This window comes from Ramlibacter sp. P4_H7 (genome assembly GCF_056400765.1).
The window spans coordinates 102,453-126,491 of record NZ_JBFUKP010000021.1 but is presented as its reverse complement, the minus strand read 5'-3'; the positions used below and the strand labels follow the sequence as shown (position 1 = coordinate 126,491).

Annotated in this window: 23 protein-coding genes; 12 read left to right on the top strand and 11 right to left on the bottom strand. The window is 69.7% G+C overall.

Annotated elements, in window-relative coordinates:
- Positions 1 to 120: 120 nt before the first annotated feature.
- The 6 genes from AC1DSA_RS22375 to frdA all read right to left on the bottom strand — a co-directional run bounded on the left by AC1DSA_RS22375 (position 121) and on the right by frdA (position 6,053).
- The gene (locus tag AC1DSA_RS22375; protein WP_477893100.1) at positions 121 to 1,818 is read right to left on the bottom strand and encodes an electron transfer flavoprotein-ubiquinone oxidoreductase; all 1,698 of its coding nucleotides are present in this window, start codon (positions 1,816 to 1,818) and stop codon (positions 121 to 123) included.
- Positions 1,819 to 2,038: 220 nt separating this feature from the next.
- Positions 2,039 to 2,737, bottom strand: coding sequence for a rhodoquinone biosynthesis methyltransferase RquA (gene rquA, locus AC1DSA_RS22370; protein WP_477893099.1), 699 nt, complete (start codon positions 2,735 to 2,737; stop codon positions 2,039 to 2,041).
- A 34-nt stretch (positions 2,738 to 2,771) separates the two neighbouring features.
- Complete coding sequence (gene frdD, locus AC1DSA_RS22365) at positions 2,772 to 3,146, bottom strand: fumarate reductase subunit FrdD (protein WP_477893098.1); 375 nt, start codon at positions 3,144 to 3,146, stop codon at positions 2,772 to 2,774.
- Positions 3,143 to 3,535, bottom strand: coding sequence for a fumarate reductase subunit C (locus tag AC1DSA_RS22360; protein ID WP_477893097.1), 393 nt, complete (start codon positions 3,533 to 3,535; stop codon positions 3,143 to 3,145). The genes frdD and AC1DSA_RS22360 overlap by 4 nt, the downstream gene beginning before the upstream one ends.
- Positions 3,532 to 4,275, bottom strand: coding sequence for a succinate dehydrogenase/fumarate reductase iron-sulfur subunit (locus AC1DSA_RS22355; RefSeq protein WP_477893096.1), 744 nt, complete (start codon positions 4,273 to 4,275; stop codon positions 3,532 to 3,534). The genes AC1DSA_RS22360 and AC1DSA_RS22355 overlap by 4 nt, the downstream gene beginning before the upstream one ends.
- Complete coding sequence (frdA, locus tag AC1DSA_RS22350) at positions 4,272 to 6,053, bottom strand: fumarate reductase (quinol) flavoprotein subunit (RefSeq protein ID WP_477893095.1); 1,782 nt, start codon at positions 6,051 to 6,053, stop codon at positions 4,272 to 4,274. Before frdA ends, AC1DSA_RS22355 begins: the two co-directional genes overlap by 4 nt.
- 312 nt (positions 6,054 to 6,365) lie before the next feature.
- Between frdA and AC1DSA_RS22345 the strand changes: the two genes are divergently transcribed.
- From AC1DSA_RS22345 to AC1DSA_RS22335, 3 genes are read left to right on the top strand one after another with little or no spacing between them, the layout of a single operon-like run.
- Positions 6,366 to 7,148: an SDR family oxidoreductase gene (locus AC1DSA_RS22345; protein WP_477893094.1), complete on the top strand. Its 783-nt coding sequence runs from the start codon at positions 6,366 to 6,368 to the stop codon at positions 7,146 to 7,148.
- A 17-nt stretch (positions 7,149 to 7,165) separates the two neighbouring features.
- Entirely contained in the window at positions 7,166 to 8,050 is an 885-nt protein-coding gene (locus AC1DSA_RS22340; RefSeq protein ID WP_477893093.1) for a DMT family transporter, read from the top strand.
- Entirely contained in the window at positions 8,047 to 8,466 is a 420-nt protein-coding gene (locus tag AC1DSA_RS22335; RefSeq protein WP_477893092.1) for an acyl-CoA thioesterase, read from the top strand. Before AC1DSA_RS22340 ends, AC1DSA_RS22335 begins: the two co-directional genes overlap by 4 nt.
- Here AC1DSA_RS22335 and AC1DSA_RS22330 read toward each other — a convergent pair.
- Positions 8,459 to 9,040, bottom strand: coding sequence for a peroxidase-related enzyme (locus AC1DSA_RS22330; protein ID WP_477893091.1), 582 nt, complete (start codon positions 9,038 to 9,040; stop codon positions 8,459 to 8,461). The genes AC1DSA_RS22335 and AC1DSA_RS22330 overlap by 8 nt on opposite strands.
- Before the next feature lie 97 nt (positions 9,041 to 9,137).
- Here AC1DSA_RS22330 and AC1DSA_RS22325 point away from each other — a divergent pair, with 97 nt between their 5' ends.
- Both AC1DSA_RS22325 and AC1DSA_RS22320 read left to right on the top strand, forming a co-directional pair.
- Positions 9,138 to 9,521 (top strand): carboxymuconolactone decarboxylase family protein, encoded by a 384-nt coding sequence (locus AC1DSA_RS22325; RefSeq protein WP_477893090.1) that lies wholly within the window; start codon positions 9,138 to 9,140, stop codon positions 9,519 to 9,521.
- A 267-nt stretch (positions 9,522 to 9,788) separates the two neighbouring features.
- Entirely contained in the window at positions 9,789 to 10,559 is a 771-nt protein-coding gene (locus tag AC1DSA_RS22320; RefSeq protein WP_477893089.1) for a lysozyme inhibitor LprI family protein, read from the top strand.
- A gap of 10 nt (positions 10,560 to 10,569) precedes the next feature.
- Here the strand turns inward: AC1DSA_RS22320 and AC1DSA_RS22315 are convergent, their stop codons facing one another.
- Positions 10,570 to 12,033, bottom strand: a complete 1,464-nt coding sequence (locus tag AC1DSA_RS22315; protein WP_477893088.1) for a PAS domain S-box protein — start codon at positions 12,031 to 12,033, stop codon at positions 10,570 to 10,572.
- A gap of 61 nt (positions 12,034 to 12,094) precedes the next feature.
- Positions 12,095 to 12,640: a LuxR C-terminal-related transcriptional regulator gene (locus tag AC1DSA_RS22310; protein WP_477893087.1), complete on the bottom strand. Its 546-nt coding sequence runs from the start codon at positions 12,638 to 12,640 to the stop codon at positions 12,095 to 12,097.
- Between the two features lie 102 nt (positions 12,641 to 12,742).
- Between AC1DSA_RS22310 and AC1DSA_RS22305 the strand changes: the two genes are divergently transcribed.
- The 4 genes from AC1DSA_RS22305 to AC1DSA_RS22290 all read left to right on the top strand — a co-directional run bounded on the left by AC1DSA_RS22305 (position 12,743) and on the right by AC1DSA_RS22290 (position 16,204).
- Positions 12,743 to 13,444 carry a CoA transferase subunit A gene (locus tag AC1DSA_RS22305; protein ID WP_477893086.1) on the top strand — a complete coding sequence of 234 codons (702 nt, stop codon included), beginning with the start codon at positions 12,743 to 12,745 and terminating at the stop codon, positions 13,442 to 13,444.
- A gap of 9 nt (positions 13,445 to 13,453) precedes the next feature.
- Positions 13,454 to 14,095 carry a CoA transferase subunit B gene (locus tag AC1DSA_RS22300; protein ID WP_477893085.1) on the top strand — a complete coding sequence of 214 codons (642 nt, stop codon included), beginning with the start codon at positions 13,454 to 13,456 and terminating at the stop codon, positions 14,093 to 14,095.
- Between the two features lie 8 nt (positions 14,096 to 14,103).
- Positions 14,104 to 15,483, top strand: a complete 1,380-nt coding sequence (locus tag AC1DSA_RS22295; RefSeq protein WP_477893084.1) for a CoA transferase — start codon at positions 14,104 to 14,106, stop codon at positions 15,481 to 15,483.
- A 127-nt stretch (positions 15,484 to 15,610) separates the two neighbouring features.
- Positions 15,611 to 16,204, top strand: coding sequence for a hypothetical protein (locus AC1DSA_RS22290; RefSeq protein ID WP_477893083.1), 594 nt, complete (start codon positions 15,611 to 15,613; stop codon positions 16,202 to 16,204).
- A 40-nt stretch (positions 16,205 to 16,244) separates the two neighbouring features.
- Here the strand turns inward: AC1DSA_RS22290 and AC1DSA_RS22285 are convergent, their stop codons facing one another.
- Together AC1DSA_RS22285 and AC1DSA_RS22280 are read right to left on the bottom strand one after the other, a co-directional pair.
- Positions 16,245 to 16,808, bottom strand: a complete 564-nt coding sequence (locus tag AC1DSA_RS22285; protein ID WP_477893082.1) for a DNA-3-methyladenine glycosylase — start codon at positions 16,806 to 16,808, stop codon at positions 16,245 to 16,247.
- Entirely contained in the window at positions 16,801 to 18,651 is a 1,851-nt protein-coding gene (locus tag AC1DSA_RS22280; RefSeq protein ID WP_477893081.1) for an ABC transporter ATP-binding protein, read from the bottom strand. The genes AC1DSA_RS22285 and AC1DSA_RS22280 overlap by 8 nt, the downstream gene beginning before the upstream one ends.
- A gap of 142 nt (positions 18,652 to 18,793) precedes the next feature.
- Between AC1DSA_RS22280 and imuA the strand changes: the two genes are divergently transcribed.
- Genes imuA through AC1DSA_RS22265 form a run of 3 tightly spaced genes read left to right on the top strand, consistent with a single transcriptional unit; the run spans position 18,794 to position 23,932 of the window.
- Positions 18,794 to 19,528 carry a translesion DNA synthesis-associated protein ImuA gene (gene imuA, locus AC1DSA_RS22275; RefSeq protein ID WP_477893080.1) on the top strand — a complete coding sequence of 245 codons (735 nt, stop codon included), beginning with the start codon at positions 18,794 to 18,796 and terminating at the stop codon, positions 19,526 to 19,528.
- The gene (locus AC1DSA_RS22270; protein ID WP_477893079.1) at positions 19,494 to 20,777 is read left to right on the top strand and encodes a Y-family DNA polymerase; all 1,284 of its coding nucleotides are present in this window, start codon (positions 19,494 to 19,496) and stop codon (positions 20,775 to 20,777) included. The genes imuA and AC1DSA_RS22270 overlap by 35 nt, the downstream gene beginning before the upstream one ends.
- 20 nt (positions 20,778 to 20,797) lie before the next feature.
- Positions 20,798 to 23,932 (top strand): error-prone DNA polymerase, encoded by a 3,135-nt coding sequence (locus AC1DSA_RS22265; protein ID WP_477893078.1) that lies wholly within the window; start codon positions 20,798 to 20,800, stop codon positions 23,930 to 23,932.
- Positions 23,933 to 24,039: the final 107 nt, after the last annotated feature.

Sequence of the window (24,039 nt, the reverse complement as noted above, 5' to 3'; positions counted from 1 at the left end):
ACGGCGAAAGTGGCGGCAATCATGCCCGAGTGCGGGAGCCGGTCGCCACGGGAGTTGTACCGACCCGCGGCGTCAGCTTGGTGCAAAGCAGCGGCGCGTGGATGTGCCACGCGCCAAGCCTCACATGTTCGCGTAGTTCGGCCCGCCGCCGCCCTCGGGCGTGACCCACACGATGTTCTGCGTCGGGTCCTTGATGTCGCAGGTCTTGCAGTGCACGCAGTTCTGCGCGTTGATCTGCAGCCGGTCGGTGCCGTCCTCGTTCTTGACGAATTCGTAGACGCCCGCCGGGCAGTAGCGGCTTTCCGGCCCCGCGTACTTCGCCAGGTTCACCTGGACCGGCACGGAGGCATCCTTCAGCGTCAGGTGCGAGGGCTGGTCCTCGGCGTGGTTGGTGTTGGAGATGAACACCGAGGACAGGCGGTCGAAGGTCAGCTTGCCATCCGGCTTGGGGTAGGCGATGGGCTGGCACTCCGCCGCCGGCTTCAGGTACGCGTGGTCCGGCTTGTCGCGCCTCAGCGTCCACGGGACGTTGCCGCGCAGCAGCCACTGCTCGATGCCGTTCATCACCGTGGCGGGGATCAGGCCCTTCTTGAACCAGGCCTTGAAGTTGCGCGACTTGGTCAGCTCCGTGTACAGCCAGCTCTGCTCGAAGGCTTCGGGATAGGCGCTCAGCGCGTCGTGCTGGCGGCCGGCCACGATCGCGTCGAAGGCTGCGGCTGCCGCCAACATGCCGGTCTTGATGGCGGCGTGGCTGCCCTTGATGCGGGCCGCGTTCAGGAAGCCGGCGTCGTCGCCCACCAGCACGCCGCCCGGGAAGACGGTCTTGGGCAGGCTCAGCAGGCCGCCTGCGGTGATGGCGCGCGCGCCGTAGGAGATGCGCTTGGCCGGCTTCACGCCCTGGCTCTCGTCGCCTTCGAGGTACCAGCGGATGTTGCGGTGGGTCTTCCAGCGCTGCATCTCCTCGAACGGGCTCAGGTAGGGGTTGGCATAGTCCAGGCCGGTGATGAAGCCCAGCACCACCTGGTTGTTCTCCATGTGGTACAGGAAGGCGCCGCCGTAGGTGCTGTTGTCCAGCGGCCAGCCCGCGGTGTGGAGCACCAGGCCCGGCTGGTGGCGCTTGGGATCGATCTCCCACAGTTCCTTCACGCCGATGCCGTAGGCCTGCGGGTCGCAGTCCTCGTCGAGCTTGAAGCGGCGGATGACCTGCTTGCCCAGGTGGCCGCGCGCGCCCTCGGCGAACACGGTGTACTTCGCGTGCAGTTCCATTCCCAGCTGGAAGTTCTCGGTGGGCTCGCCGTCCTTGCCGACGCCCATGTTGGCGGTGGCCACGCCCTTGACCGCGCCGTTCTCGTCGTACAGCACTTCGGCGGCCGGGAAGCCGGGGAAGATCTCGACGCCCAGGGCCTCGGCCTGCTGGGCCAGCCAGCGAGTGACGTTGGCCAGGCTCACCACGTAGTTTCCGTGGTTCTGGAAGACCGGGGGCAGCATGAAGTTGGGGACGCGGAACGAGGAGTCTTCGCCCAGGAAGATCATCGCGTCGTCGGTCACGGGCTGGTTCAGGGGCGCGCCCTTGGCTTTCCAGTCCGGGATCAGCTCGGTCAGCGCGCGCGGGTCCATCACGGCGCCGGACAGGATGTGCGCGCCCGGTTCGGAACCCTTTTCGAGCACGACGACCGACACCTCCTTGCCCTCGCGGGCAGCCAGCTGCCGCAGGTGGATCGCCGTCGACAGGCCAGCGGGCCCCCCGCCGACGACGACCACGTCGTATTCCATCGCTTCGCGCGGTCCGTATTGGGCGATGAGTTCTTCTTGGGTCATGGTCTTCCGTCGACAGTGGGTGACATGCGCGGCCTGCGGCGCCGCCGAGCCTGCAATTCTATGCGGCGGGCAGTCCAGCGGACACCCACGATCTGTCGGGTCGTGTCGCCTTCATTCCAGGCGCCTCGAGCGGGCTGGACGCGCGGTTCCATGCGCTTGGACAGGCCGAAGCGCCCCTCCTTGTGGGAGCGCGGCGGGCATCCGGCGGCCGCCGCCGGCGTCAGCGGGTGAGCACGAGCTTGTGGTACAGGCCGCCGAAGTAGGTCTTCTTCTCCGCGTGCACCGGCTCGTCCGGCAGGAAGGCCTCGACGCCGTGGCGCCACAGGTCCATGGCAAAGGGCTCCAGGTGCTTGAACACCAGCCGGATCAGCGGGCGCATCGGATGCCAGGCGACGGGCCGGTGGTAGTCCACGATCACCACCTTGCCGCCCGGGCGCACCACCCGCAAGGCCTCGGCCAGCGTCTTGCGGCGCACCGCCTCCGGCTGCTCGTGCAGCAGGAAGAACAGCAGCACCTGGTCGTAGCAACCATCCGGGCCACCCAGGGCGGACGAGTCGCCGTGCAGCAGGGCCACGCGCTCGTCCGGCGGAAGCTTGCGCCGCAGGTTGTCGAGCTGCACCGGCAGGATGTCCAGCACGTCGAGGCTCGCTTCGGCCGCCAGCCGCTCGCGCAGCCGGGGCGTGAGGTTGCCGTAGACGCAGGCCATCTGCAGGGTGCGGCCGTGCACCGTGTCGCCCAGTTCCGCCAGCGCGGCATCGCACAGCCGCACGTAATTGTTGAAGAGGATCAGGTTGACCAGCCACTCGCGCTCGAATACCTGGATGGCCTGCGGGCGCACGTAGGCCCACCAGTAAGCCTCTTCGAGATAGCGTGGGACCGACAAGTTGCACGGGATCACGAGTTCGTCTGGTGCTTTCATGCGGTCCTGTGGGGGTGTTGTCGTTGTTCGAGCTCTACGAACCGAGCGCCGTCAGGCTGGCGGCGGCCACCAGCGTGACCGCCAGCGCGGCGCCGTAGCAAAGCAGGCGCGCCGCAAGCCCTGCGTGCACGCCGACATCGTGCAGGCTGTAGAAGATGCGGTGCGCCGCATGCCAGGCGAACAGCGCGATCACGAAGAACAGGAAGGCCTTGCCCACCCAGTTCTGCGCGAAGGCGAGCATGCGCGGGTAGCTCATGAAATCCGCCGGCAACAGCAGGCCCAGCGGCACGAGCACGCCGGTGATCAGCACCAGCATCGGCCCGAGCAGCGCCGACAGCATCCCGCCCGCGCCGAACAGGCCCCAGAAGATGGGGGCGTGGGAGCGCTTGCGGCTCGGGGTGGGCGTCATGGCTTGAGCATCCAGGCCAGCGCGAACAGCACGAGCGCCGCAGCCACCGCCGCGGCCAGGCCGGCGCGGGTGACGGTCGCCGCCGCGACGCGATGTCCGCCCACGAAGAGCATCGGCATCGTCTTGGGCATGATCTCGAACCAGCTGACCGCATGCAGGACCATCGCGGCCAGCAGCACCAGGTGGAACACGATGGAGGGCCAGCTGCGCAGCGCCTGCAGCCAGCCGTCGAAGGCGGCCTGCCCCTGCGCCAGGCGCACCACGCCCATCATCAGGATGAGGGCGTAGGCCGCCACGGCCAGCGACGTGCCCTCGCGCCACATGTACCGCACGAAATAGGGGTCGCGCGTCCACCAGCGGGTCATGGTGCGCACGTAGGGCTTCCTCATCGCGCGCTCCCCTTGGATGCCACGAAGCGCAGGAAGTAGTCCTTGGCGCTGGCCACCTTGTTCTGGTTCACCGCGTTGGCCGGGTCCACGCCCTTGGGGCAGACCTCGCTGCAGTAGCCGACGGCCGTGCAACTCCACACGCCTTCCTTGGCGTTCACCACCTGCATGCGCTCCTGCTGGGCGCCGTCGCGCGAATCGGCGTTGTAGCGATGCAGCAGCGCCAGGGCGGCGGGGCCGACGAACTTGTCGTTGAGTCCGTACTGCGGGCAGGCGGCGTAGCAGAGCAGGCAGTTGATGCAGGAGCTGTATTGCTCGAACAGTTCCAGCTCGCGCGGCGTCTGCAGGTGTTCGCCCTGTTCCAGGCTTCGCGGCTCTTTCGGCACGATGTACGGGGTGATGCTTTCGAGCTTGCCGATGAAGTCCTCGATGTTCACCACCAGGTCGCGTTCGATCGGGAAATGCGCCAGGGCTTCGACCCGCAGGCCGCCTGGCGCGTAGTCGCGCAGGAAGGTCTTGCATCCCAGCCGCGGCTTGCCGTTGATCATGATGCCGCAGCTGCCGCAGATGGCCATGCGGCAGCTCCAGCGCAGGCTCAGCGAGCCATCCAGTTCGTCCTTGATCGCCAGCAGCCCCTGCAGCACCGACATGTCGTCGGTGTAGGGCAGGTCGAATTTCTGCCACCATGGAGCGTCGTCCTGCTCGGGGCGGTAGCGCAGGACTTCGATGGGAATCGTCTTCATGGGACCGCCTCGGCCTCGGCCTTTTCGCCCGCGGCGCCGTATGCGCGCACCCCCGGGCGGGACTTGGTGATGCGCACGTCGGAGTAGGCGATGCGTGGCGCATCGTCGCCCTGGTAGTGTGCCAGCGTGTGCTTGAGGAAGTTCGCGTCGTCGCGCTCCGTGAACCCGTCCAGGCGCTGGTGCGACCCGCGCGATTCCCGGCGTTCCAGGGCCGAATGGGCGATCGCCTGGGCCACGTCCAGCTGGTAGCCGAGCTCCAGTGCCAGCAGCCATTCGGTGTTCCAGACGCGCGAGTGGTCGTCGAGCTTGATCCGCTTGCAGCGCTGCTTGAGTTCCGCGAGCTTGTCGCAGGTCGCCTGCATCTCCGCCTGCGTGCGGTAGATGCCGCAGCCTTCCTCCATGCTCATGGCCATTTCGCGGCGCAGCGTGGCGATGCGCTCGGTGCCGCCCTGCGCGGACAGCAGCGCCCCTGCTCTCGCCTGCACCTGCCCGGCGAGCGCCGTGAGGCGGCCCGCATCGACGCGACCGGCCTGCACCGCGTGGCGGGCGGCTGCCTCGCCGGCGACCTTGCCGAACACCAGCAATTCGGTCAGCGAGTTGGAGCCCAGGCGGTTCGCACCGTGCAGCCCGATGCTGGAGCACTCGCCCGCCGAGTACAGGCCCGCCAGCGAAGCGCTGGTGTCGAACGCGGCTTCGATGCCGCCCATGGTGTAGTGCACTGCGGGCAGCACGGGGATCGGAGTCTTCGCCGGATCGACGCCCAGGTATTCCTCGGCCAGTTCGCAGATCAGCGGCAGGCGCTCGCGCAGCTTCTTTTCGCCCAGGTGGCGCAGGTCCAGGTGCACGACCGCGGCGCCGTTCGGCCCGTCTATGGTCTGCCCCTTGCGCTTCTCGTGCCAGTAGGCCTGGCTCAGTCGGTCGCGCGGGCCGAGTTCCATCGCCTTGTTGCGCGGCGTCGGTTCGGCCGGCCCGAGGCCGTAGTCCTGCAGGTAGCGGTAGCCATCCTTGTTCAAAAGGAAGCCGCCTTCGCCGCGGCAGGCCTCGGTGAACAGCAGGCCGGTGCCCGGCATGCAGGTGGGGTGGTACTGGACGAACTCCATGTCGCGCAGCGGCACCCCGTGCCGGTAGGCGAGCGCCATGCCATCCCCCGTGACTATGCCGCCGTTGGTGTTCTCGCGGAACACGCGGCCGGACCCACCGGTGGCAATGACCACCGCCGGCGCCTGGATCAGCCGGAATTCGCCGGTGCCGATTTCGATGGCGACCACGCCCTGCACGGCGCCCCCCTCCACCACGAGGTCGACCGCGAAATGCTCGTCGAAGCGCCGGATCGAGGGGTACTTGATCGAGGTCTGGAACAGCGTGTGCAGCATGTGGAAGCCGGACTTGTCGGCCGCGAACCACGTGCGCTCGATCTTCATGCCGCCGAACGCCCGCACGTTCACGTGGCCGTCGGCCTTGCGGCTCCAGGGGCAGCCCCAGTGCTCCATCTGCACCAGCTCGCGGTGGGCGTGTTCCACGAAGAAATCCACCACGTCCTGCTCGCACAGCCAGTCGCCGCCGGACACCGTGTCGTGGAAGTGGGCTTCGAGGCTGTCGTGCGCCTGGGTGACGGCGGCGGCGCCGCCCTCGGCCGCCACGGTGTGGCTGCGCATCGGGTAGACCTTGGAGACGAGCGCCACGGTGAGCGCCGGGTTGGCCTCGGCCACCGCGATGGCTGCGCGCAGGCCGGCGCCGCCAGCCCCGATGATCGCGACGTCTGCCTTGAAGGTGTCCATGTCAGGTGCGACCGGCCACCGTCGCGGCGAAAAGAACGGTGGCGCGCTGGCTCAACGATTCCATCCCGCATCCTTGCCCGAAACCAGCCGTCTGGCAAGCTGGATCAAAGGGCAACTTGCGCGACGGCCAAATCCGCGATCGCGCTTCGCGCGGTCCGAACCGGGCCGGGATTTCTTCTGGAGACATGGGGGTCTCGTCGATAATGGTTTGCACCGGCGCCTTGCGCGCCACGCCGCGGGGCCGCCGCATTCCTTGCGCGTGCCGAACGCCAGCGAACGATCGTGCTATTCGAATTCTAGAGAGGACTCCCAGTGGCTTACAGCATCGACTTGTCCGGCCGTGTCGCCTTCGTTACCGGCGCGTCCAGCGGCCTGGGCGCGCAGTTCGCCAAGGTGCTTTCGCGTTCCGGCGCCGCCGTGGTGCTGGCCGCCCGCCGCATCGAGAAGCTGAAGGACCTGCGCGCGCAGATCGAGGGAGAGGGCGGCGACGCCCACGTGGTCGGGCTGGACGTGACCGACGTCGACAGCATCAAGGCGGCGGTGGCGCATGCCGAGACCGAGATGGGATCGATCGACATCCTGGTCAACAACTCGGGCGTCAGCACCACCCAGCGGATCCAGGACGTGACGGAGGAGGACTTCGACTACGTGTTCGACACCAACGTCAAGGGCTCCTTCTTCGTCGCCCAGGAAGTGGGCAAGCGCATGCTGGCGCGCTCGCGCGGCTCCGCGCCCGGCAGCTTCACGGGCGGCCACATCATCAACATCGCCTCGGCGGCGGGCCTGCGCGTGCTGCCGCAGATCGGCGTGTACGCGATGAGCAAGGCCGCCGTGGTGCACATGACCAAGGCCTTCGCGCTGGAATGGGGCCGCTTCGGCATCAACGTCAACGCGCTGTGCCCGGGCTACATCGACACCGAGATCAACCACCACCACTGGCAGACCGAGCAGGGCCAGAAGCTGTTGCAGATGCTGCCGCGCAAGCGCGTGGGCAAGCCCGAAGACCTGGACGCGGCGCTGCTGATGCTCGCCTCGGACCGCAGCCACTTCATCAACGGCGCGATCATCTCCGCCGACGACGGCTTCAGCCTCTAGCCGGGGCGGCGGCCCGGATGCTCGGCGGCGTGCTCGCCGGCCTCGCGGCCGGCGCCCTTTGGGGGCTCGTCTTCGTCGCGCCGCGCATGGCCCCCGGCTTCAGCCCGGTGGATCTCGCCGCGGGCCGCTTCGTCGCCTATGGGCTGGTCGCCGCGCTGGTCTGCGCCGCAACGCGCAGGCCGCTTCCCAGCGCGCGCCAGGCGCTCTCGGCGGTCGGGTTCAGCCTGCTCGGGTTCACCGGCTACTACCTGCTGCTGGTGCTGGCCATCCGCGATGCCGGCACCGAGGTGCCCAGCCTCGTCATCGGCACCATCCCGATCTGGGTGATGCTGCTCGGCAAGCCGGGGCACCTGCGCTGGGGAGCGCTGGTGCCCGGCATCGTGTTCACCGCCGCGGGGCTGGCGCTGATGACGGTCTCCACCCACGGAGCAAGTGCGGCGCCGGCAGCGAACTACTGGCGCGGCATCCTCTGGGCCTGCGCTTCGCTGGCGGCCTGGACCGCCTTCGCGCTGCTGAACGCAGCCTGGTTGAAGCGCCATCCCGAGGTGAGCGCCACCGACTGGGCCAACTGGCTGGGACTGGCGACCGGCGTCGGCGCGCTGGTGCTTTGGGGCGTGGCGGGCTCGGACCTCGCCGTCATGCGCACGCAGCCGGATGCGCCGCTGTTCCTCGCGGTGGTGCTGGCCACCGGAGCTGGCTCCGCCTGGCTGGCCACCATCCTGTGGAACCTCGCGAGCCAGCGCCTGTCGGCCAGCCTGTGCGGCCAGCTGATCGTGAGCGAAACGCTGTTCGCGCTGGCCTACTCCTTCGCCTGGGACGGGCGCTGGCCGGCGCCGGCGCAATGGGCCGCCGTGGTCCTGTTCACCCTGGGTATCCTCGCATCCATCAAGGCGCACCGATGAAGCTCGAACTTCCCGCAACGAAGAAGCTGGTCCACACCATGCAGGTCCCCATCCGCTGGGGCGACATGGACGCGATGGGCCACGTGAACAACACGATCTACTTCCGCTACCTGGAGATCGCGCGCATCGAGTGGTTCCGCACCATCGGCTGCAACGTGAACCCGGAAGGCGAGGGTCCGCTGATCGTCAACGCGTTCTGCAACTTCCACAAGCAGCTGGAGTACCCGGGCGACATCGTGGTGAAGATGTACGCGAGCGACCCGGGGCGCAGCAGCTTCGAGAGCTGGGGGACGATCGCGCGCGTGGACGATCCCGAGACCGTCTACGCCTCCGGCGGCGCCACCACGGTGTGGGTGGACTTTCCCAAGCAGAAGTCCGTGCCCATGCCGGACTGGTTCCGCGAAATCCTCAGCTAGGCTTCTTCTCGCGCGGCACCCGTCCCAGCAGGTAGAACTCGGGGTTGGGCAGCATGTTGGAGAAGCTGGCCATGCGGTTGGACAGGCCGAAGAAGGCGGTGATCGCCGCGATGTCCCAGATGTCCTCGTCGTCGAAGCCATGCGGATGCAGCGACTCGAAATCGGACTCGCCCATCTCGTGCGAGCGCAGGCACACCTTCATCGCAAAGTCGAGCATCGCGCGCTGGCGCGGCGTGATGTCGGCCTTGCGGTAGTTCACCGCGACCTGGTCGGCCACCAGCGGCTTCTTTTCGTAGATGCGCAGGATCGCGCCGTGCGCCACCACGCAGTAGAGGCACTGGTTGGCGGCGCTGGTGGTCGTGACGATCATCTCCCGCTCGCCCTTGGTGAGCGATCCCGTCTCCTTGAGCATCAGCGCGTCGTGGTAGGCGAAGAAAGCCCGCCATTCCGCGGGGCGCCGGGCCAGCGCCAGGAACACGTTGGGGACGAAGCCGCTCTTTTCCTGCACCTCCAGGATGCGCGTGCGCATGTCCTCGGGCAGGTCCTTCAGTTCGGGCATCGGGTAGCGGTTCATGCAGGGTCTCCTAGGTGGTCCAAGCGTACCGCAGGGGAGGGCCGTTCGCGCATTCCGCGGCGGTATGCTCGCGGCTTCCTTTCACTGGAGAAGCGCGATGTCGCTCCTGTCGCAGGACCCCGAAACGCAAGCCGGCCTCGCCACCCGCCGCAAGGTGCTGGGCGACGGTTATGTCGATGCCGCCCTCGGCAAGGTGACCCCGTTCACCGCACCGCTGCAGGAACTGGTGACCAAGCACGCCTGGGGCAACACCTGGCAGCGGCCGGGGCTGGACCTGCGCACCCGCAGCATCGTCACCGTGGCGATGCTGGTCGGGCAGGGCAAGATGCATGAGCTGAAGATCCATGTCCGCGGGGCGCTCAACAATGGCGTCACGCCGGAAGAGCTGCAGGAGATCTTCCTGCACGCCAGCGTCTACTGCGGCTTCCCCACCGCGCTCGACGCCTTCCGCACGGCTTCCGAAGTCATCGACGGCAAGTAAGGCGACGCTGCGCCGCGTCGCCGAAAGTGAGCGTTGCGCCAAGCTGTGACGGCAAGGCCCGGCGCGCGCGGCTTTCCGCTAGGGTGAGGCATGGGCGACACGCAGCGGACTCGGGCATTGGCAGTGGCAGCATGTGCTGTCGCCAGTGCCATCGTCCTGGCTGTGTACCTTGGCGGCGGTGCCCGGCGCCAGCCCGCCGGGCCTCCGGCCGCCGCCACGGCGCAGACCACCGTCGCCTCCGCCACCGCGCCTGTTGCGGCGCGCCCCTTGGCTCAGCCGCAGGCGGCGAGCGTTGCCGGCAGCGGTGTCGCCGGCAGCAGCTGTCCCGGGGACACGCTGGCCCAGGCGGGCGCAGCGAGGGATGGCCTGTTCCAGCTGGAGCCCGCCCTGTCTCCCGACGCCAAGGCCTCCGCCCTCGTCGCGGTCGCGCGCGAAGCGCAGCAGCAGGGCCGCGTGCGCGATGCGGAAGTCGCGCTCATCGCCGCCTGCCACGCCGCGGAACGCGAGGGCGGCCCGCGCTCGGCCCCGCTGGCCGAAGTGAAGTCGCAGCTGGGCCAGCACTACGTGGGCCTGGCGACGCATGAAACCGACGGGACCCGGCGCCAGGAATTCCACGACCGGGCCGAAAGCCTGTGGGCGCAGAGTGCCGATGCCTATGCCGCGTCCCTGGGCCGCAATGCGTCCAAGACGCGGATGGCCAGGCAGCGGCTGGCCTCGCTGGAGCAGGTGGTGGTGACCAACCCGGCCACCGCCAGCATGGGCGCCGCGGGCGCCGCCTCCCCGGCGACCGAACGCGCCGCCACCGCGATGGCCAACCTGCCGCCGCCGGCGCTGGTGCGCAGCGATCCCGAGCTCGCGCAACTGGAGAGCGACATCGCGCGGCTGCAGGAACAGGCGCGCCGCGTCAGCCGCGATCCCGCCGGGATGCGCCGGCGCGAGGCGCAGGCGCTGGCCCAGCGCGATGCCCGCTGCCAGGACAAGGCCTGCCTGACGCGCTGGTACGCGCAGCGGCGCCGCCAGCTGCTGGCGGAGTTCTGAACCGCGCCGCTCAGGCGGCGACCCGTGATGGCGGCGTGACCGGGCGCAGGATAGCCGTGTAGAGGCGGCCTTCGCCGGCGTCCGCCACCGAAATCGACGCTTGCGCGTGAAAGGTGCTTCCGTCCGCCCGCAGGCCCTCGACGAGACGGCCGCCGGCCATTCGCCGCGACCCGCCGTCGACCATCTGCAGCCGCAGCTTCTCGTGCACGCCGCGAACGGACAGCGGGACGAGCGATTCCAGCGGCTGGCCGAGCGCGGCCTCTTCCGTCCGGCCGAACATTGCCTCGGCGGCGCGGTTGAACAGGACGATGCGGCCGTTTTCGTCGGCCGTCACGATCGCGTCCGTCGCGGTGTCGAGGATGGTGCGCATGCGCGCCTCGCTGCGCGCGAGCGCGGCGTGGGCGTCCTCCACCGCCGCGTGGGCATGCTCGAACGACACGCCCAGCTGCAGCGCCTCCTGGAACACGGGGGCCGGCAGCTTCAACCTGGCCCGATGGCCGCTGGCCCGCACCGCGGCGCCGAGCGCCTCGACCGCGTCGTGCAGGCGGCTGGCGAGCCCCCAGGCGAGGGCGAGGGTGGCCGCCAGCACGAGGGCGCCACCGACCATCAGCAACGCGATGGCGCGCCGGCCCGGGGCCACCAGTTCGTCGCGCGGAATCCCGATCACGACCGACCAACCGGTGCGCTGCGAGCGGCTGAAGGCGGTGACCACCGGCACGCCGTCGACCGTCGTGCCTTCCACGGCGTCCTCCGGCACCTCCGCGATGCGCGCCAGCAGCGCGGCGCGCGCCCGCGTCCCGACGAAGCGCTCCTGTTCGTGGCTGCGCGCGACGACCGCACCGGAGCGGTCCAGCACTGCCGCGATCCAGTTGGCGGGCAGCTTCTGCCGCAGCAGGACGTCGTACAGGGCAGCCGGCGCGATGGTGGCCGTGAAGGCGCCCGCGCGATCGGCGGTCGCACCTTCGCCGCTGGCCGGAACGGGGACGCTGACCCCGGTCAGGAAGCGGCCCGTGGGCGGCGAACGGAACAGGTCCATCACGATGGGCGCGCGTTCCTGCAGTGCCTCCAGCACCGGCGGCAAGGCCTGCGCGGGCAGGGGCGCGCCGTAGGGCACCGCGCTGTTCATCACCTGGGTGCCGCCGGCGTCGACCAGCATCACGCCGTCGAACTGCTCGGCCTTCTGCAGCAGCATCGCGTCGGCCTGCAGGCGCTCGTGCTGGCCGGAGGCGGCAGCGGGTGAATGGGCCAGGGCGAGCAGGGCGCGCTGGGTGCCCTGCAGCCGGTCGTCCACGGCGGCCATCAGGGCGCGCGCGGTGGCGACGGTGTCTTCCTCGACCTGCGCGCGCTGGCGGTGGTATTCGTAGCCGACGAAGCCCAGCGAAAGCGCGGCCATGGGCACCACGCAGGCACAGGCCAGCAGCAGCAACAGTTGTCTCAGGGTCGGCAACGACCTCAATCCTTGTTCTTTTCTCATCCGCTCTCCGCACGATAGCGCGCGGGGACGGGGGCGCAGCTTGCGCCAGGTCAAGCCTGGTTCAGCTGCCCGCGATCAGCTTGTGCACCAGGTCCGCCGTGGTGCTCGCGCGGTACTTGCGCATCAGGCGCGCCCGGTAGATTTCCACGGTGCGGTGGCTGATGCTGAGGGTCTTGCCGATTTCCTTGGAGGTCAGGCCGTCGAGCAGGCGCGCGGCGACCTCGCGTTCGCGCGCGGTGAGCTCCGCCTTCACCGGGCGCTGCGCGCTCAGGTCCTCGAAGGCCCAGATACCCGCTTCGTGCGGCGCCTCGCGGTTCAGGGCCCGACCGGTCACGTGGCACCAGAACACCTCGCCGCTGCTGCGCTTCATGATGCGGTCGTCGGCGTAGTGGCCGCTGGCGTTGAGGATCGGCACCATGCGCTTGCCCAGGCGCTCGTACTCCTCGGGCGTGGGATACAGCATCAGGAAGGACTGGCCGGTCAGGGTCTCGCGCGACCATCCGAACATCTCGCAAAGGTGCGCATTGCAGTCCACAATCACCCGGTTGCGCGACAGGCAGAGTCCCACGGGCGCGAGCTCGAATGCCAGCCGGTAATCGAGTTCCATCGGGGCCATCCTCTACGGAGTACTACGTAACATGCTAGGTAGTATCGTACGCCTCATCCGGGCCGCTCCCGCGCGCCCGCGTCCTTCAAGCAGGAGAGTGGAGTGAACAAGATCTATCCCAGTGCGGCCGCCGCGATCGACGGCGTCGTCAAGAGCGGCCAGCTCCTGGCTGTCGGCGGCTTCGGCCTGTGCGGCATCCCCGAGGCGCTGATCGACGCGGTCAAGGCCAGCGGGGTCAAGGACCTCACGGTCATCTCCAACAACGCGGGGGTCGACGACTTCGGCCTGGGCAAGCTGCTGCAGACGCGGCAGATCAGGAAGATGATCTCGTCGTACGTCGGCGAGAACAAGGAGTTCGAGCGCCAGTACCTGGCGGGCGAACTCGCGCTGGACTTCACGCCGCAGGGCACGCTGGCCGAGAAGCTGCGCGCCGGCGGCGCGGGCATCCCGGCCTTCTTCACCAAGACCGGCGTCGGCACCATCGTCGCCGACGGCAAGGAACTGCGCGAGTTCGACGGCGAGACCTACGTGATGGAGCGCTCGCTGGTGCCGGACGTCGCGCTGGTGAAGGCCGACGTGGCCGACCGCTCGGGCAACCTGCGTTTCAACCTGACCGCGCGCAACTTCAATCCCGCCGCGGCGATGGCCGGGAAGATCTGCATCGTGGAAGTGGAGCGCATCGTCGCCACCGGCGAGATCGCCCCCGACGACGTGCACCTGCCCGGCATCTACGTGCACCGCATCGTGCACAACCCCACGCCGGAAAAACGCATCGAGAAGCGCACGCTGCGCGACCGCAAGTAAGGAGAAGACATGCCCTGGACCCAAGACCAGATGGCCGCGCGCGCGGCCAAGGAACTGCAGGACGGCTTCTACGTCAACCTCGGCATCGGCATCCCCACGCTGGTGGCGAACTTCGTCCCGGACCACATCGAGGTGTGGCTGCAGAGCGAGAATGGCATGCTGGGCATCGGCCCCTTCCCCTACGAGGACGAGGTCGACCCCGACCTGATCAACGCGGGCAAGCAGACCGTCACCACCATCAAGGGCTCGTCGATCTTCGGCAGCCACGACAGCTTCGCGATGATCCGCGGCGGCAAGATCAACCTCTCGATCCTGGGCGCGATGCAGGTCAGCGAGAAGGGCGACCTGGCCAACTGGATGATCCCCGGCAAGATGGTCAAGGGCATGGGCGGCGCGATGGACCTGGTTGCCGGCGTGCCGCGGGTGATCGTGCTGATGGAGCACGTGGCGAAGAAGAAGGACGGCACCGAGGACCTGAAGATCCTGCCCGAATGCACGCTGCCCCTCACGGGTGTCGCCGTGGTCGACCGCATCATCACCGACCTGGGCGTGTTCGACGTCACGCCGCAGGGCCTGAAGGTGGTGGAGCTCGCCCCCGAGGTGAGCTTCGAAACGGCCCAGTCCAAGACTGGCGTCAAGCTGCTGAAGTAAGCCGTGCGTTGAACGCACAGCAGGCCCTCGCCGGTCTCTGGCAGCTCGCCCGGCTGCCGGAGGAGGCGCTGGGCTTCGCTCGCCTGACGGGATCGGATCCCGTCTACCCCTCATCCTTCAGGGTCGCCACGGCCGCCCAGTCCACCATCGCCGCCGCCGCGCTCGCCGCCTGCGAGCTCGGGCACGTCCGCGGCACGCCTCGCCAGTCGGTGCAGGTGGACGCCGTGCATGCGGCCGCCGAGTGCGTCGGCTGGTTCAGCATCGACGGCCGCGTGCCGGAGCTCTGGGACAAGTTCTCCGGCCTGTACCGCACCGGCGATGGCTGGGTGCGGGTGCACGCGAACTTCCGCCACCACCGCGACGGCGCGCTGCGCCTGCTCGGGCTGGATCCGGCGAATGCCGAACGCCGCGACGCGGAAGCCGCGATGCTGCAATGGAAGGCGCTGGACTACGAGGAGGCGTCGGCCCGCGCGGGCCTGGTTGCCGCGGCGCTGCGCAGCTTCGCGCAATGGGACGCGAGTCCGCAGGGCCAGGCGATCGCGGCGTCGCCGCTGTTCACGATCACTCGGATCGGCGACGCGCCGGCCCGGCCGCTGCCGCCCCTGTCCGCCGAACAGCCGCCGCTGGAGGGGGTGCGCGTGCTGGACCTCACCCGCATCCTGGCGGGACCGGTCGGCGGACGCGCGCTCGCGGCCTATGGCGCCGACGTGATGCTGGTCAACGCGCCGCAGCTGCCCAACATCGAAGCGATCGCGGACACCAGCCGCGGCAAGCGCTCGGTCCTCCTCGACCTGCGCGACGCGGCCGACCGCGAGCACATGGATGCATTGGTGCAGGGCGCGCACGTGCTGGTGCAGGGCTACCGTCCCGGCGCGTTGCGGCAGCTTGGCTACGGGCCGGAGGATGCCGCGCAACGCTGCCCCGGCCTCGTCTATGTGTCCTTGTCCGCCTACGGCGCGCAAGGACCCTGGCGCGAACGCAGGGGCTTCGATTCGCTGGTCCAGACCGCGATGGGTTTCAACCTCGCGGAGGCCGAGGCCGCAGGCGACGCGTCCCGCCCGCGGCCGTTGCCGATGCAGATCCTGGACGAGGCGACGGGCTACCTGATTGCCCTCGGTGCCGCCGCCGCGCTCGCGCGCCAGCAGTGCGAAGGCGGCAGCTGGCACGTCGAAGTCGCGTTGGCTCGAACGGGCCAATGGCTGCGCCAGCTGGGTCCGGTTGATGGGGGCTTCGGCGTGCAGAAACCGGAGCTCGCGCGCTTCCTGGAAACGACGTCTTCCGCCTGGGGAACGCTGTGCGGCCTGTGGCACAGCGCCCAGCTCGGCCGCACTCCCGCGCGCTGGCGCCGCCCGTCGGAGCGGCCCGGGGACTCGCTGCCCCGCTGGTAACTTCCCATGGCCGCGCGGGATGCGCGCTGACAGGCGTTCACTCGCTTGGCCTGCGCACCGGGCGGAACTCGTGACTCATCATGCGGCCATCCAGGATCGCGCCGCGGTTGCGCACAAAGGGCACGCCATGAAACTGAAACTCGGACTCCTCATCGGGCTGCTGCTGGCCGGTGCCAACGCCATGGCCTGCTACACCGTCTACGACGCGAACAACCGCGTGGTCTACCGCGGGCCCGACGCCCCGGTGGACATGAGCCTGCCGCTGCGCGAAGCGCTGGCCGGCCGCTTCGCCGGCGGCGCCAGCATGGTGTTCGACCAGGGCGCTGCGTGCGCGCCGGTCGCCATCGCCCAGGTCGCCCGCACCGCCGTGCCCACGGTTCCGGCCAACACGATCCGCATGGAGCGCACCGGCCGGCAGATCTCGCCTTCCAGCGCCGCGCCGCTGCTGACCGACCGCCAGACGGCGCAGCGCCAGAACCTGCCGTACACCGTGATGTCCGGCGACGTGGTGATGGTGCCCGGCTACGCCGCGGCCCGCGCGGACCTGCCGCACTTCACCGTGATCCCGGCCGACACCGCGGTGGCGCGCACGGCCATGCCGCCCACGGCGTCGATGGGCGCCGGGCCCGCGGTCCGCGCGCAGACGGTGATCACCGAGATGCGCAATCCGCCCGTGACCATCATCGAGCAGGGCGGCAACGTCTCCGTGCAGCGCTACTGAGGCAGACCCTCGGCCCGGGATCGCCGGCGAGGGACGAAGATCAAAATCGCCGGCTCACGAAGGGCGAGCCCGCGAGGCCGAAGCGCCACGCCACGTCCGCAGCCTTGCTGATGCCGATGCGGGGACCCACCACCACGTCGTACTGCCGCTCGGGGGCCAGCACCTCGAACGGCTTCTGGTCGAGCCGGTGGCCGTTGAAGTCGTGCACGATCGCCAGCGCCTGGCCCACACGCCCCGGCCCCGAGCAGAGCAGGCGCACGTCGTGCAGGCCGCGCCGCTCGCACATCACGTCGATGCCCTGCAGCGGCTCCAGTGCGCGGATCAGCACGCCGGCGCCGTGGCCGTCCTCGCGGCAGACGAAGTTGAGGCACCAGTGGATGCCGTAGGAGCGGTAGACATAGGCGCGGCCCGGCGGCCCGAACATCGCGCGGTTGCGCGGCGTCGGGCCCGAATGGCTGTGCGAGGCCGGGTCCTCGCGGTCGTAAGCCTCGGTCTCGACGATGCGGCCGCCCACGCCGTCCACCAGCAGCACGGAGCCGATCAAGAGGCGTGCGACCTCGGGCGCATCGCCGCGGAAATCCGCCGGGCGCAGCCGCCTAGGCATCCGCCAGCTCTTCCGGGTTGTCCTCGCCCAGGAAGCCGCCGCTCTGGTGCGACCACAGGCTGGCGTAAAGGCCGCCCTGCGCCAGCAGCTGCTGGTGCGTGCCCTGTTCGACGATGCGGCCCTGGTCCATCACCACCAGCCGGTCGAGCGCCGCGATGGTGGACAGGCGGTGGGCGATGGCGATCACCGTCTTGCCGCGCATCAGTTCCTTCAGGCTCGCCTGGATCGCGGCTTCCACTTCGGAGTCGAGCGCGCTGGTGGCTTCGTCCAGCAGCAGGATGGGCGCGTCCTTGAGCATCACGCGGGCGATCGCGATGCGCTGGCGCTGGCCGCCCGACAGCTTGACGCCGCGCTCGCCCACGTGCGCGTCGTAGCCGGTGCGCCCGTGCGGATCGGTGAGCGTGGCGATGAAGCCGTGCGCCTGCGCGCGCCGCGCCGCCTGCACCATCTCTTCCTCGCTCGCCGTGGGACGGCCGTACAGCAGGTTGTCGCGCACCGAGCGGTGCAGCAGCGAGGTGTCCTGCGTGACCATGCCGATGCTGGCGCGCAGGCTGTCCTGCGTGACGCCGGCGATGTCCTGGCCGTCGATCAGGATGCGGCCGCCCTCCAGGTCGTAGAAGCGCAGCAGCAGGTTCACCAGCGTCGACTTGCCCGCGCCCGAGCGGCCGATCAGGCCTACCTTCTCGCCGGGCCGCACCACCAGGTCGAAGTCCTCCATGATGGGCTGCGGCTTGCCGTAGCCGAAGCGCACCTGGTCGAAGCGGACCTCGCCGCGCGTCACCTGCAGCGGCCGGGCGTCCGGCGCGTCCAGCACCAGCCGGGGACGGGTGAGGGTGCCGATGCCGTCCTGGATGGTGCCGATGGCCTCGAACAGCGACGCCATCTCCCACATCACCATGTGCGACATCGCGTTGACGCGCAGCGTCATCGAGGTGACCGCGGCGACGGCGCCGGGGCCCACCTGGCCCTGCGTCCACAGCCAGATGCCGTAGCCGCAGGCGGCGATGATCAGCCCCACCACCAGCGAGTGGTTGACGAACTGGAAGGTGGTCACCAACCGCATCTGGCGGTGGCCGGTGTTCATGAACTCGGTCATCGCCTGGCGCGCGAAGCCGGCCTCGCGCTGGGTGTGCGAGAACAGCTTGACCGTCGCGATGTTGGTGTAGGCGTCGGTGATGCGGCCGGTCATCAGGGCCCGCGCATCGGCCTGCGCCTTGCCGATGCGGCCCAGCCGCGGCACGAAGTAGCAGCAGGACGCCGCGTACAGCGCCAGCCAGCCGATGAAGGGCAGCATCAGCCGCGTGTCGAAGCTCCCCGCCAGCAGCAGCACGGTGACGAAGAACACGCCGGTGCTGATGATCACCTCGACGGTGGTGAACAGCATCTCGCGCACCGCCAGCGCCGTCTGCATCACCTTGGTGGTGATGCGCCCGGCGAAGTCGTCGGAGTAGAAGGACAGGCTCTGCCCCAGCATCATGCGGTGGAAGTTCCAGCGCAGCCGCAGCGTGAAGTTGATGGCGAGCGTCTGGTGCTTGATGAAGCTGTGCGCGACGGTGAGCGCGATGCTGCCGAGCAGCACCCCGGCGAACAGCAGCATGGCGCCGCGCTCCTGCTGCCACAGCTGGTCGGGCCGGGTGTTCGCCAGCCAGTCGACCACGTGGCCGAGCGCGGCGAACAGCCAGGCGTCGAACAGCGCGCCCAGCGTGCTCAACACGGCCATCAGCAGCAGGTAGCCGCGGGTGCCGGCCGTGCAGGCCCACACGAAGGAAAAGAAGGTCCTGGGCAGTTCCGGAGGCTCGGCTTCCGGATAGGGATGCAACAGTTTCTCGAACAGCCGGAACAAGGGGAGGGGGCTCCTTCAGGGGACTGGCGACGGGCGAAAGCGGCAGTATTGACGGAATCGCGGGGATGGCCACGCGGGCGGCTCCGGATGGCTTCCAGGGCCAGGCAAAACACTGTATAAACAAACAGTCATTTTCCTTGCCATGAACGCCCCCCGTCCCCAGCCCGACCTCGTCCTGCCGCCCCAGGTGTGGCGCGGCCGCGAGCTGGCGCAGGCGCAGGAAAAGACCCTGTCCACCGGCCACGCGCTGCTCGATGCGCAGCTGCCCGGAAGCGGCTGGCCGCTCGGCAACCTGGTCGAGATCCTGCAGCGCGAGGCCCAGCAGCATGTCTGGCAACTCGCGGGGCCGGCGCTGGCCGAGGCCATGCGCCGCACGCGCGATCCCGCCGTGCTGGTGCATCCACCTTACCAGCCTTTCGGGCCTGCGCTGCGCGAGCAGGGCATCGTTCCCGAGCACCTGCTGTGCGTGCAGGCGGAGCCGCCGGCCGCGCGCCTGTGGGCGACCGAACAGGCGCTGCGCTGCGCCGACGTGGGCGCCGTCTTCGCCTGGCTGCCCCGGGCCCGAGCCGAGGACCTGCGCCGGCTGCACCTGTGCGCGCAGGGCGGCGACAAACTGCTGCTGGTGTTCCGCGGCCTCGACGCACGCGACCAGTCGTCCCCCGCGCGCGTGCGGCTGCTGGTGCAGGGCTGCGATCCCATGGAGGTGCTCGTCCTCAAGCGCAGGGGGCCGCCCCTGCTGCAGCCCCTGCGGCTGCACGCGCAGCCGCAGAAATTGTCGGCGCTGCTGGCCGCCCGCAAGGCGCGCCGCCCAGCCGTGTCCCTCCCCACCTTCACCGGATCGCATGTACTGGATCGCACTCCTTCCCTCGCGCAATGAGGACGCGACGGCCTGGGGGTGGCGCGCCTTGCAGTACACGCCCCGGGTCGCCGTCGTCGACGAGGCCCTGCTGCTGGAGGCGGGCGCCTCCGAGCGCCTGTTCGGTGGCCGCAGGACGCTGCTGCGCTCCCTGCTGAAGGGGCAGGAGGAACTCGGCTACGAGGCCTGGGCGAGCGGGCCCACGTCGCTGGTCGCCCTCTCGCTGATGCGCCTGAAGCGCCGAGGCGATGCGCGTCCGGCGGACCTGCCCGACGGACTGCCGCTGGACAGCTTCACCGCGGCGGCACCGCACCTGCACACGCTGGAGCGCATCGGCTGCACGACGTTCGGGCAACTGCGCAGGCTGCCGCGCGCCGGACTCAGCCGCCGCTTCGGCGCGGGACTGCTGCAGGCGCTGGATGCCGCCTGCGGCCAGCGGCCCGAGCGCCATGCCTGGCTCACGCTGCCGGCCGCCTTCGACCAGAAGCTGGAACTGCAGGCGCTCGCCACGTCCGCCCCCGACCTGCTGTTCACCGCGCAGCACCTGCTCACGCGCCTGCAGGCCTGGCTGCAGGGACGCAACCTGGGCGTGCTGGCGCTGGAACTCGAATGGACGCTGGACCTGCGCAAGCTCGACGGCAGGCTGCTGCCCCCCAACGAGCGGCTGGAACTGCGCACCGCCCAGCCGACCCAGGACATGAAGCACCTGCGCCGGCTCGCCTCCGAGCAGCTGGCGCGCAGCAGCCTGTCCGCGCCGGCCAACCAGCTGCGCCTGCGCACGCTGCAGACCGTGCCCTGGGGCGGCATCACCACCAGCCTGCTGCCCGAGGACCACAAGCCGGGGGAACGGCTGCACCAGCTGGTGGAGCGCCTGAGCGTGCGGCTCGGCGAGGGCAACGTCACGGTGCCGCGCGCGTTGCAGGACCACCGGCCGGAAGGCATGCAGCTCTGGGTGCCGGCCCGCGCGGCCGGCGCCGCAGCCGCCGTGCGCGATGCCGCGAGCGACGCGCTCTATCCGCCGTGGCTGCTGCGTGCACCGCTGCGGCTGCAGGTGCAGGGGGACAAGCCCTGCTACCAGGGACCGCTGCAGCTGCTGACGCGCGCCCGCAGGATCGAAGCCGCGTGGTGGGACACGCAGGCGCGCGAGCCCGTGCTGCGCGACTACTTCATCGCCCGCAGCGAGCAGGCGGGCCTGCTGTGGATCTTCCGCGAGCGGCTGGCGGCCGACCAGGACCGTGCGCAGTGGTTCCTGCACGGGCTGTACGCCTGAGAAAAGCAGGAGATTTTCCAGTGACCTGGCTACCGGCGTATGCGGAGCTGCATTGCCTCTCCAACTTCAGTTTCCAGCGCGGCGCCTCGCACCCGCAGGAGCTGGTGCGACGCGCGCACGAACTTGGTTATGCGGCGCTGGCGCTCACCGACGAATGCTCGGTGGCCGGCGTGGTGCGGGCGCACGGCGAGGCGAAGAAGCTGGGGCTGAAGCTGCTGCTGGGATCGGAGTTCGCGCTCGACGGTTTCCGCCTGGTCGCGCTGGCGCGCAGCATCACCGGCTGGGGCAACCTGTGCGAGTTCATCACGCTGGCGCGGCGCGAAGCGGAGAAGGGCGAATACGTCTGTTCGCGGGAGACGAGCGACTTTGCGCTGCTGGACGAATGCGAGATCCTGCTCGTGCCGGAGCACACGCTGGCGCGCGACGAGATCCTGGAACGCGTGCAGTGGGCCGTGCAGCAGTTCGGCGGCCGCGCCTGGATCGCCGCCGAACWGCTGCTGGCCGGCGACGACGACCTGTGGCTRCAGACGCTGCAGGAGGTGGGTGATGAAACCGGCGTTCCCGTGGTGGCCGCGGGCGACGTGCACCTGCACGCGCGCTCGCGCAAGCCGCTGCAGGACGTGATGACCGCGGTGCGCCTGGGCCAGCCGGTTTCGGAATGCGGCTTCGCGCTGCAGCCGAACGCCGAGCGGCACCTGCGCCATCGCATGCGCCTGGCTTCGCTCTATCCCCCCGGCATGCTGGAAAACACGCTGGAAGTCAGCGACCGCTGCCGCTTCAGCCTGGAGGAGATCAAGTACCAGTACCCGCTGGAGACCGTGCCGGCGGGGCTCACGCCGCGGCAGGCGCTGCGCCGCTTCACGATCGAGGGCGCGCGCCAGCGCTATCCGCAGGGCGTGCCCTGGCGCGTGCGCCTGCAGCTGCTGCGCGAGCTCGACCTGATCTCCGACTGCGCCTACGAGATGTACTTCCTCACGGTGCACGACATCGTGGCCTTCGCGCGCTCGCAGGGCATCCTGTGCCAGGGGCGGGGCTCGGCGGCCAACTCCGCCGTCTGCTACTGCCTGGGCGTCACGGCGGTCGATCCCGCGCGCTCGGACCTGCTGTTCGAGCGCTTCATCAGCCGCGAGCGCAAGGAGCCGCCCGACATCGACGTCGACTTCGAGCACGAGCGGCGCGAGGAGGTGATCCAGTACATCTACCGCAAGTACGGCCGCGAGCGTTCCGCCATCACGGCGGTGGTGGCCAGCTACCGCGCGCGCAGCGCGATCCGCGACGTCGGCAAGGCGCTGGCCATCCCGGAGCCGCTGGTGGACGCCTTCGCCAAGGACCACTTCTGGTTCGACGAACGCGACCTGCGCGTGCAGAAGCTCGGCGAGATGGCGGCGGCCCTGGGCGTGGCAGTGCCGGCGAAGTCGCTGGCGCTGTGGATGGAACTGTCCGGGGAGCTGATGGGATTCCCGCGCCACCTGAGCCAGCACGTGGGCGGCTTCGTGCTGACGCAGGGCAAGCTCACGCGCCTGGTGCCGGTGGAGAACGCGGCGATGAAGGACCGCTCGGTGATCCAGTGGGACAAGGATGATCTGGACGAGATGGGCCTGCTCAAGGTGGACGTGCTCGCGCTGGGCATGCTGACCGCCATCCGCCGCTGCCTGGATTTCGTGGCGCAGCGGCGCGGCCGGCCCTTCACGCTCGCCGACATCCCGGACAAGGACGAGGCCACCTACGACATGATCTGCCGCGCCGACACGGTGGGCGTGTTCCAGATCGAGAGCCGCGCGCAGATGTCGATGCTTCCGCGCCTGCGCCCGCGCGAGTTCTACGACCTGGTGATCGAAGTGGCGATCGTGCGGCCGGGCCCGATCCAGGGCGGCATGATCCATCCCTACCTGAAGGCCCGCGAGCGGCTGCGCCGCGGCGAGGACGTGGAGTACGAAAGCGAGGCGCTCAGGCCCGCGCTGGAGCGCACGCTGGGCATCCCGCTGTTCCAGGAGCAGGTGATGCAGATCTCCATGATCGCCGCCGGCTTCTCCGCCGACGAGGCGGACCAGCTGCGCCGCTCCATGGCGGCGTGGAAGCGCAGCGGCGGCGTCCACCGCTTCCAGCAGCCGCTGATCCAGGGCATGCTGGCCAACGGCTACCGCCCCGAATTCGCCGAAAGCATCTTCAAGCAGATCCTGGGCTTCGGCGAATACGGCTTCCCGGAAAGCCACGCCTACAGCTTCGCGCTGCTGGCCTACGACTCCAGCTGGCTGAAATGCCACGAGCCCGAATGCTTCCTCGCGGCCATGCTCAATTCGCAGCCCATGGGCTTCTACGCGCCCTCGCAGCTGATCCAGGATGCGCGCCGCCACGACGTGCAGGTGCTGCCCGCGGACGTGGGCTTCTCCGACTGGGACTGCACGCTGCAACTCGATGCCGCGGCGCGGCCGCCGGTGCGGCTCGGGCTGCGGCTGGTGGCTTCGCTGGGCGAGGCGGGTGCGCAGCGGATCGTGCAGGCGCGGGCCGAGCGTCCCTTCGACGACGTGGAAGACCTCGCGCTGCGCGCGCAGCTGGACTTGAAGGACCTGCAGGCGCTGGCCGCGGCCGATGCGCTGCAGTCGCTGGCCGGCCACCGGCGCCAGCAGGTGTGGGAAGCGGCGGCGCAGCTGAAGGCGCCGGGCATGCTGCGCGAAGCGCCGATCCACGAGCAGCCGCTGGCGCTGCCGGCGGCGAAGGAGGGCGAGGAGATCTTCTTCGACTACGCCGCCCTGGGCTTCACGCTGCGCCGCCATCCGGTGGCGCTGCTGCGGCAGCGCCTCGCGCGCATGAAGCTGCTGAGCGCGCGCCAGCTGCACGACCTGCCGAACGACCGGCGCGTGGGCGCCTGCGGCATCGTCACCGTGCGGCAGCAGCCGCAGACGGCCAACGGCACGATCTTCGTCACCCTCGAAGACGAGACCGGTCCGGTCAACGTGATCGTGTGGAAGCACGTGCGCGAACGCCAGCGCGATGCCCTGCTGCACTCGAAGCTGATGGCGGTGCGCGGCGTCTGGCAGCGCGATGTCGAAAGCGGCGGCGAGGTGCGGCACCTGATCGCCGAAAGGCTGGAAGACCTGACGCCGCTGCTGGGACGCCTGGGGCGGCACCGTGGCGGCTCGCGCGACTTCCACTAGCGGCCGCGAGCCAACATCCACCAACTCATCCGTGCGTGCCGGCCCCGGCGAGCGATCCGCCTTGAAAGCACGGCGGCCCGCGCCTAGTCTTGCTTCGCTGCGGGCGC

Bases quoted from the DNA above. Each gene is read 5' to 3' on its own strand.
- AC1DSA_RS22375 (WP_477893100.1), bottom strand. From the start codon at position 1,818: ATGACCCAAGAAGAACTCATCGCCCAATACGGACCGCGCGAAGCGATG.
- rquA (WP_477893099.1), bottom strand. From the start codon at position 2,737: ATGAAAGCACCAGACGAACTCGTGATCCCGTGCAACTTGTCGGTCCCA.
- frdD (WP_477893098.1), bottom strand. From the start codon at position 3,146: ATGACGCCCACCCCGAGCCGCAAGCGCTCCCACGCCCCCATCTTCTGG.
- AC1DSA_RS22360 (WP_477893097.1), bottom strand. From the start codon at position 3,535: ATGAGGAAGCCCTACGTGCGCACCATGACCCGCTGGTGGACGCGCGAC.
- AC1DSA_RS22355 (WP_477893096.1), bottom strand. From the start codon at position 4,275: ATGAAGACGATTCCCATCGAAGTCCTGCGCTACCGCCCCGAGCAGGAC.
- frdA (WP_477893095.1), bottom strand. From the start codon at position 6,053: ATGGACACCTTCAAGGCAGACGTCGCGATCATCGGGGCTGGCGGCGCC.
- AC1DSA_RS22340 (WP_477893093.1), top strand. From the start codon at position 7,166: ATGCTCGGCGGCGTGCTCGCCGGCCTCGCGGCCGGCGCCCTTTGGGGG.
- AC1DSA_RS22335 (WP_477893092.1), top strand. From the start codon at position 8,047: ATGAAGCTCGAACTTCCCGCAACGAAGAAGCTGGTCCACACCATGCAG.
- AC1DSA_RS22330 (WP_477893091.1), bottom strand. From the start codon at position 9,040: ATGAACCGCTACCCGATGCCCGAACTGAAGGACCTGCCCGAGGACATG.
- AC1DSA_RS22325 (WP_477893090.1), top strand. From the start codon at position 9,138: ATGTCGCTCCTGTCGCAGGACCCCGAAACGCAAGCCGGCCTCGCCACC.
- AC1DSA_RS22315 (WP_477893088.1), bottom strand. From the start codon at position 12,033: ATGAGAAAAGAACAAGGATTGAGGTCGTTGCCGACCCTGAGACAACTG.
- AC1DSA_RS22310 (WP_477893087.1), bottom strand. From the start codon at position 12,640: ATGGAACTCGATTACCGGCTGGCATTCGAGCTCGCGCCCGTGGGACTC.
- AC1DSA_RS22300 (WP_477893085.1), top strand. From the start codon at position 13,454: ATGCCCTGGACCCAAGACCAGATGGCCGCGCGCGCGGCCAAGGAACTG.
- AC1DSA_RS22290 (WP_477893083.1), top strand. From the start codon at position 15,611: ATGAAACTGAAACTCGGACTCCTCATCGGGCTGCTGCTGGCCGGTGCC.
- AC1DSA_RS22285 (WP_477893082.1), bottom strand. From the start codon at position 16,808: ATGCCTAGGCGGCTGCGCCCGGCGGATTTCCGCGGCGATGCGCCCGAG.
- imuA (WP_477893080.1), top strand. From the start codon at position 18,794: ATGAACGCCCCCCGTCCCCAGCCCGACCTCGTCCTGCCGCCCCAGGTG.
- AC1DSA_RS22270 (WP_477893079.1), top strand. From the start codon at position 19,494: ATGTACTGGATCGCACTCCTTCCCTCGCGCAATGAGGACGCGACGGCC.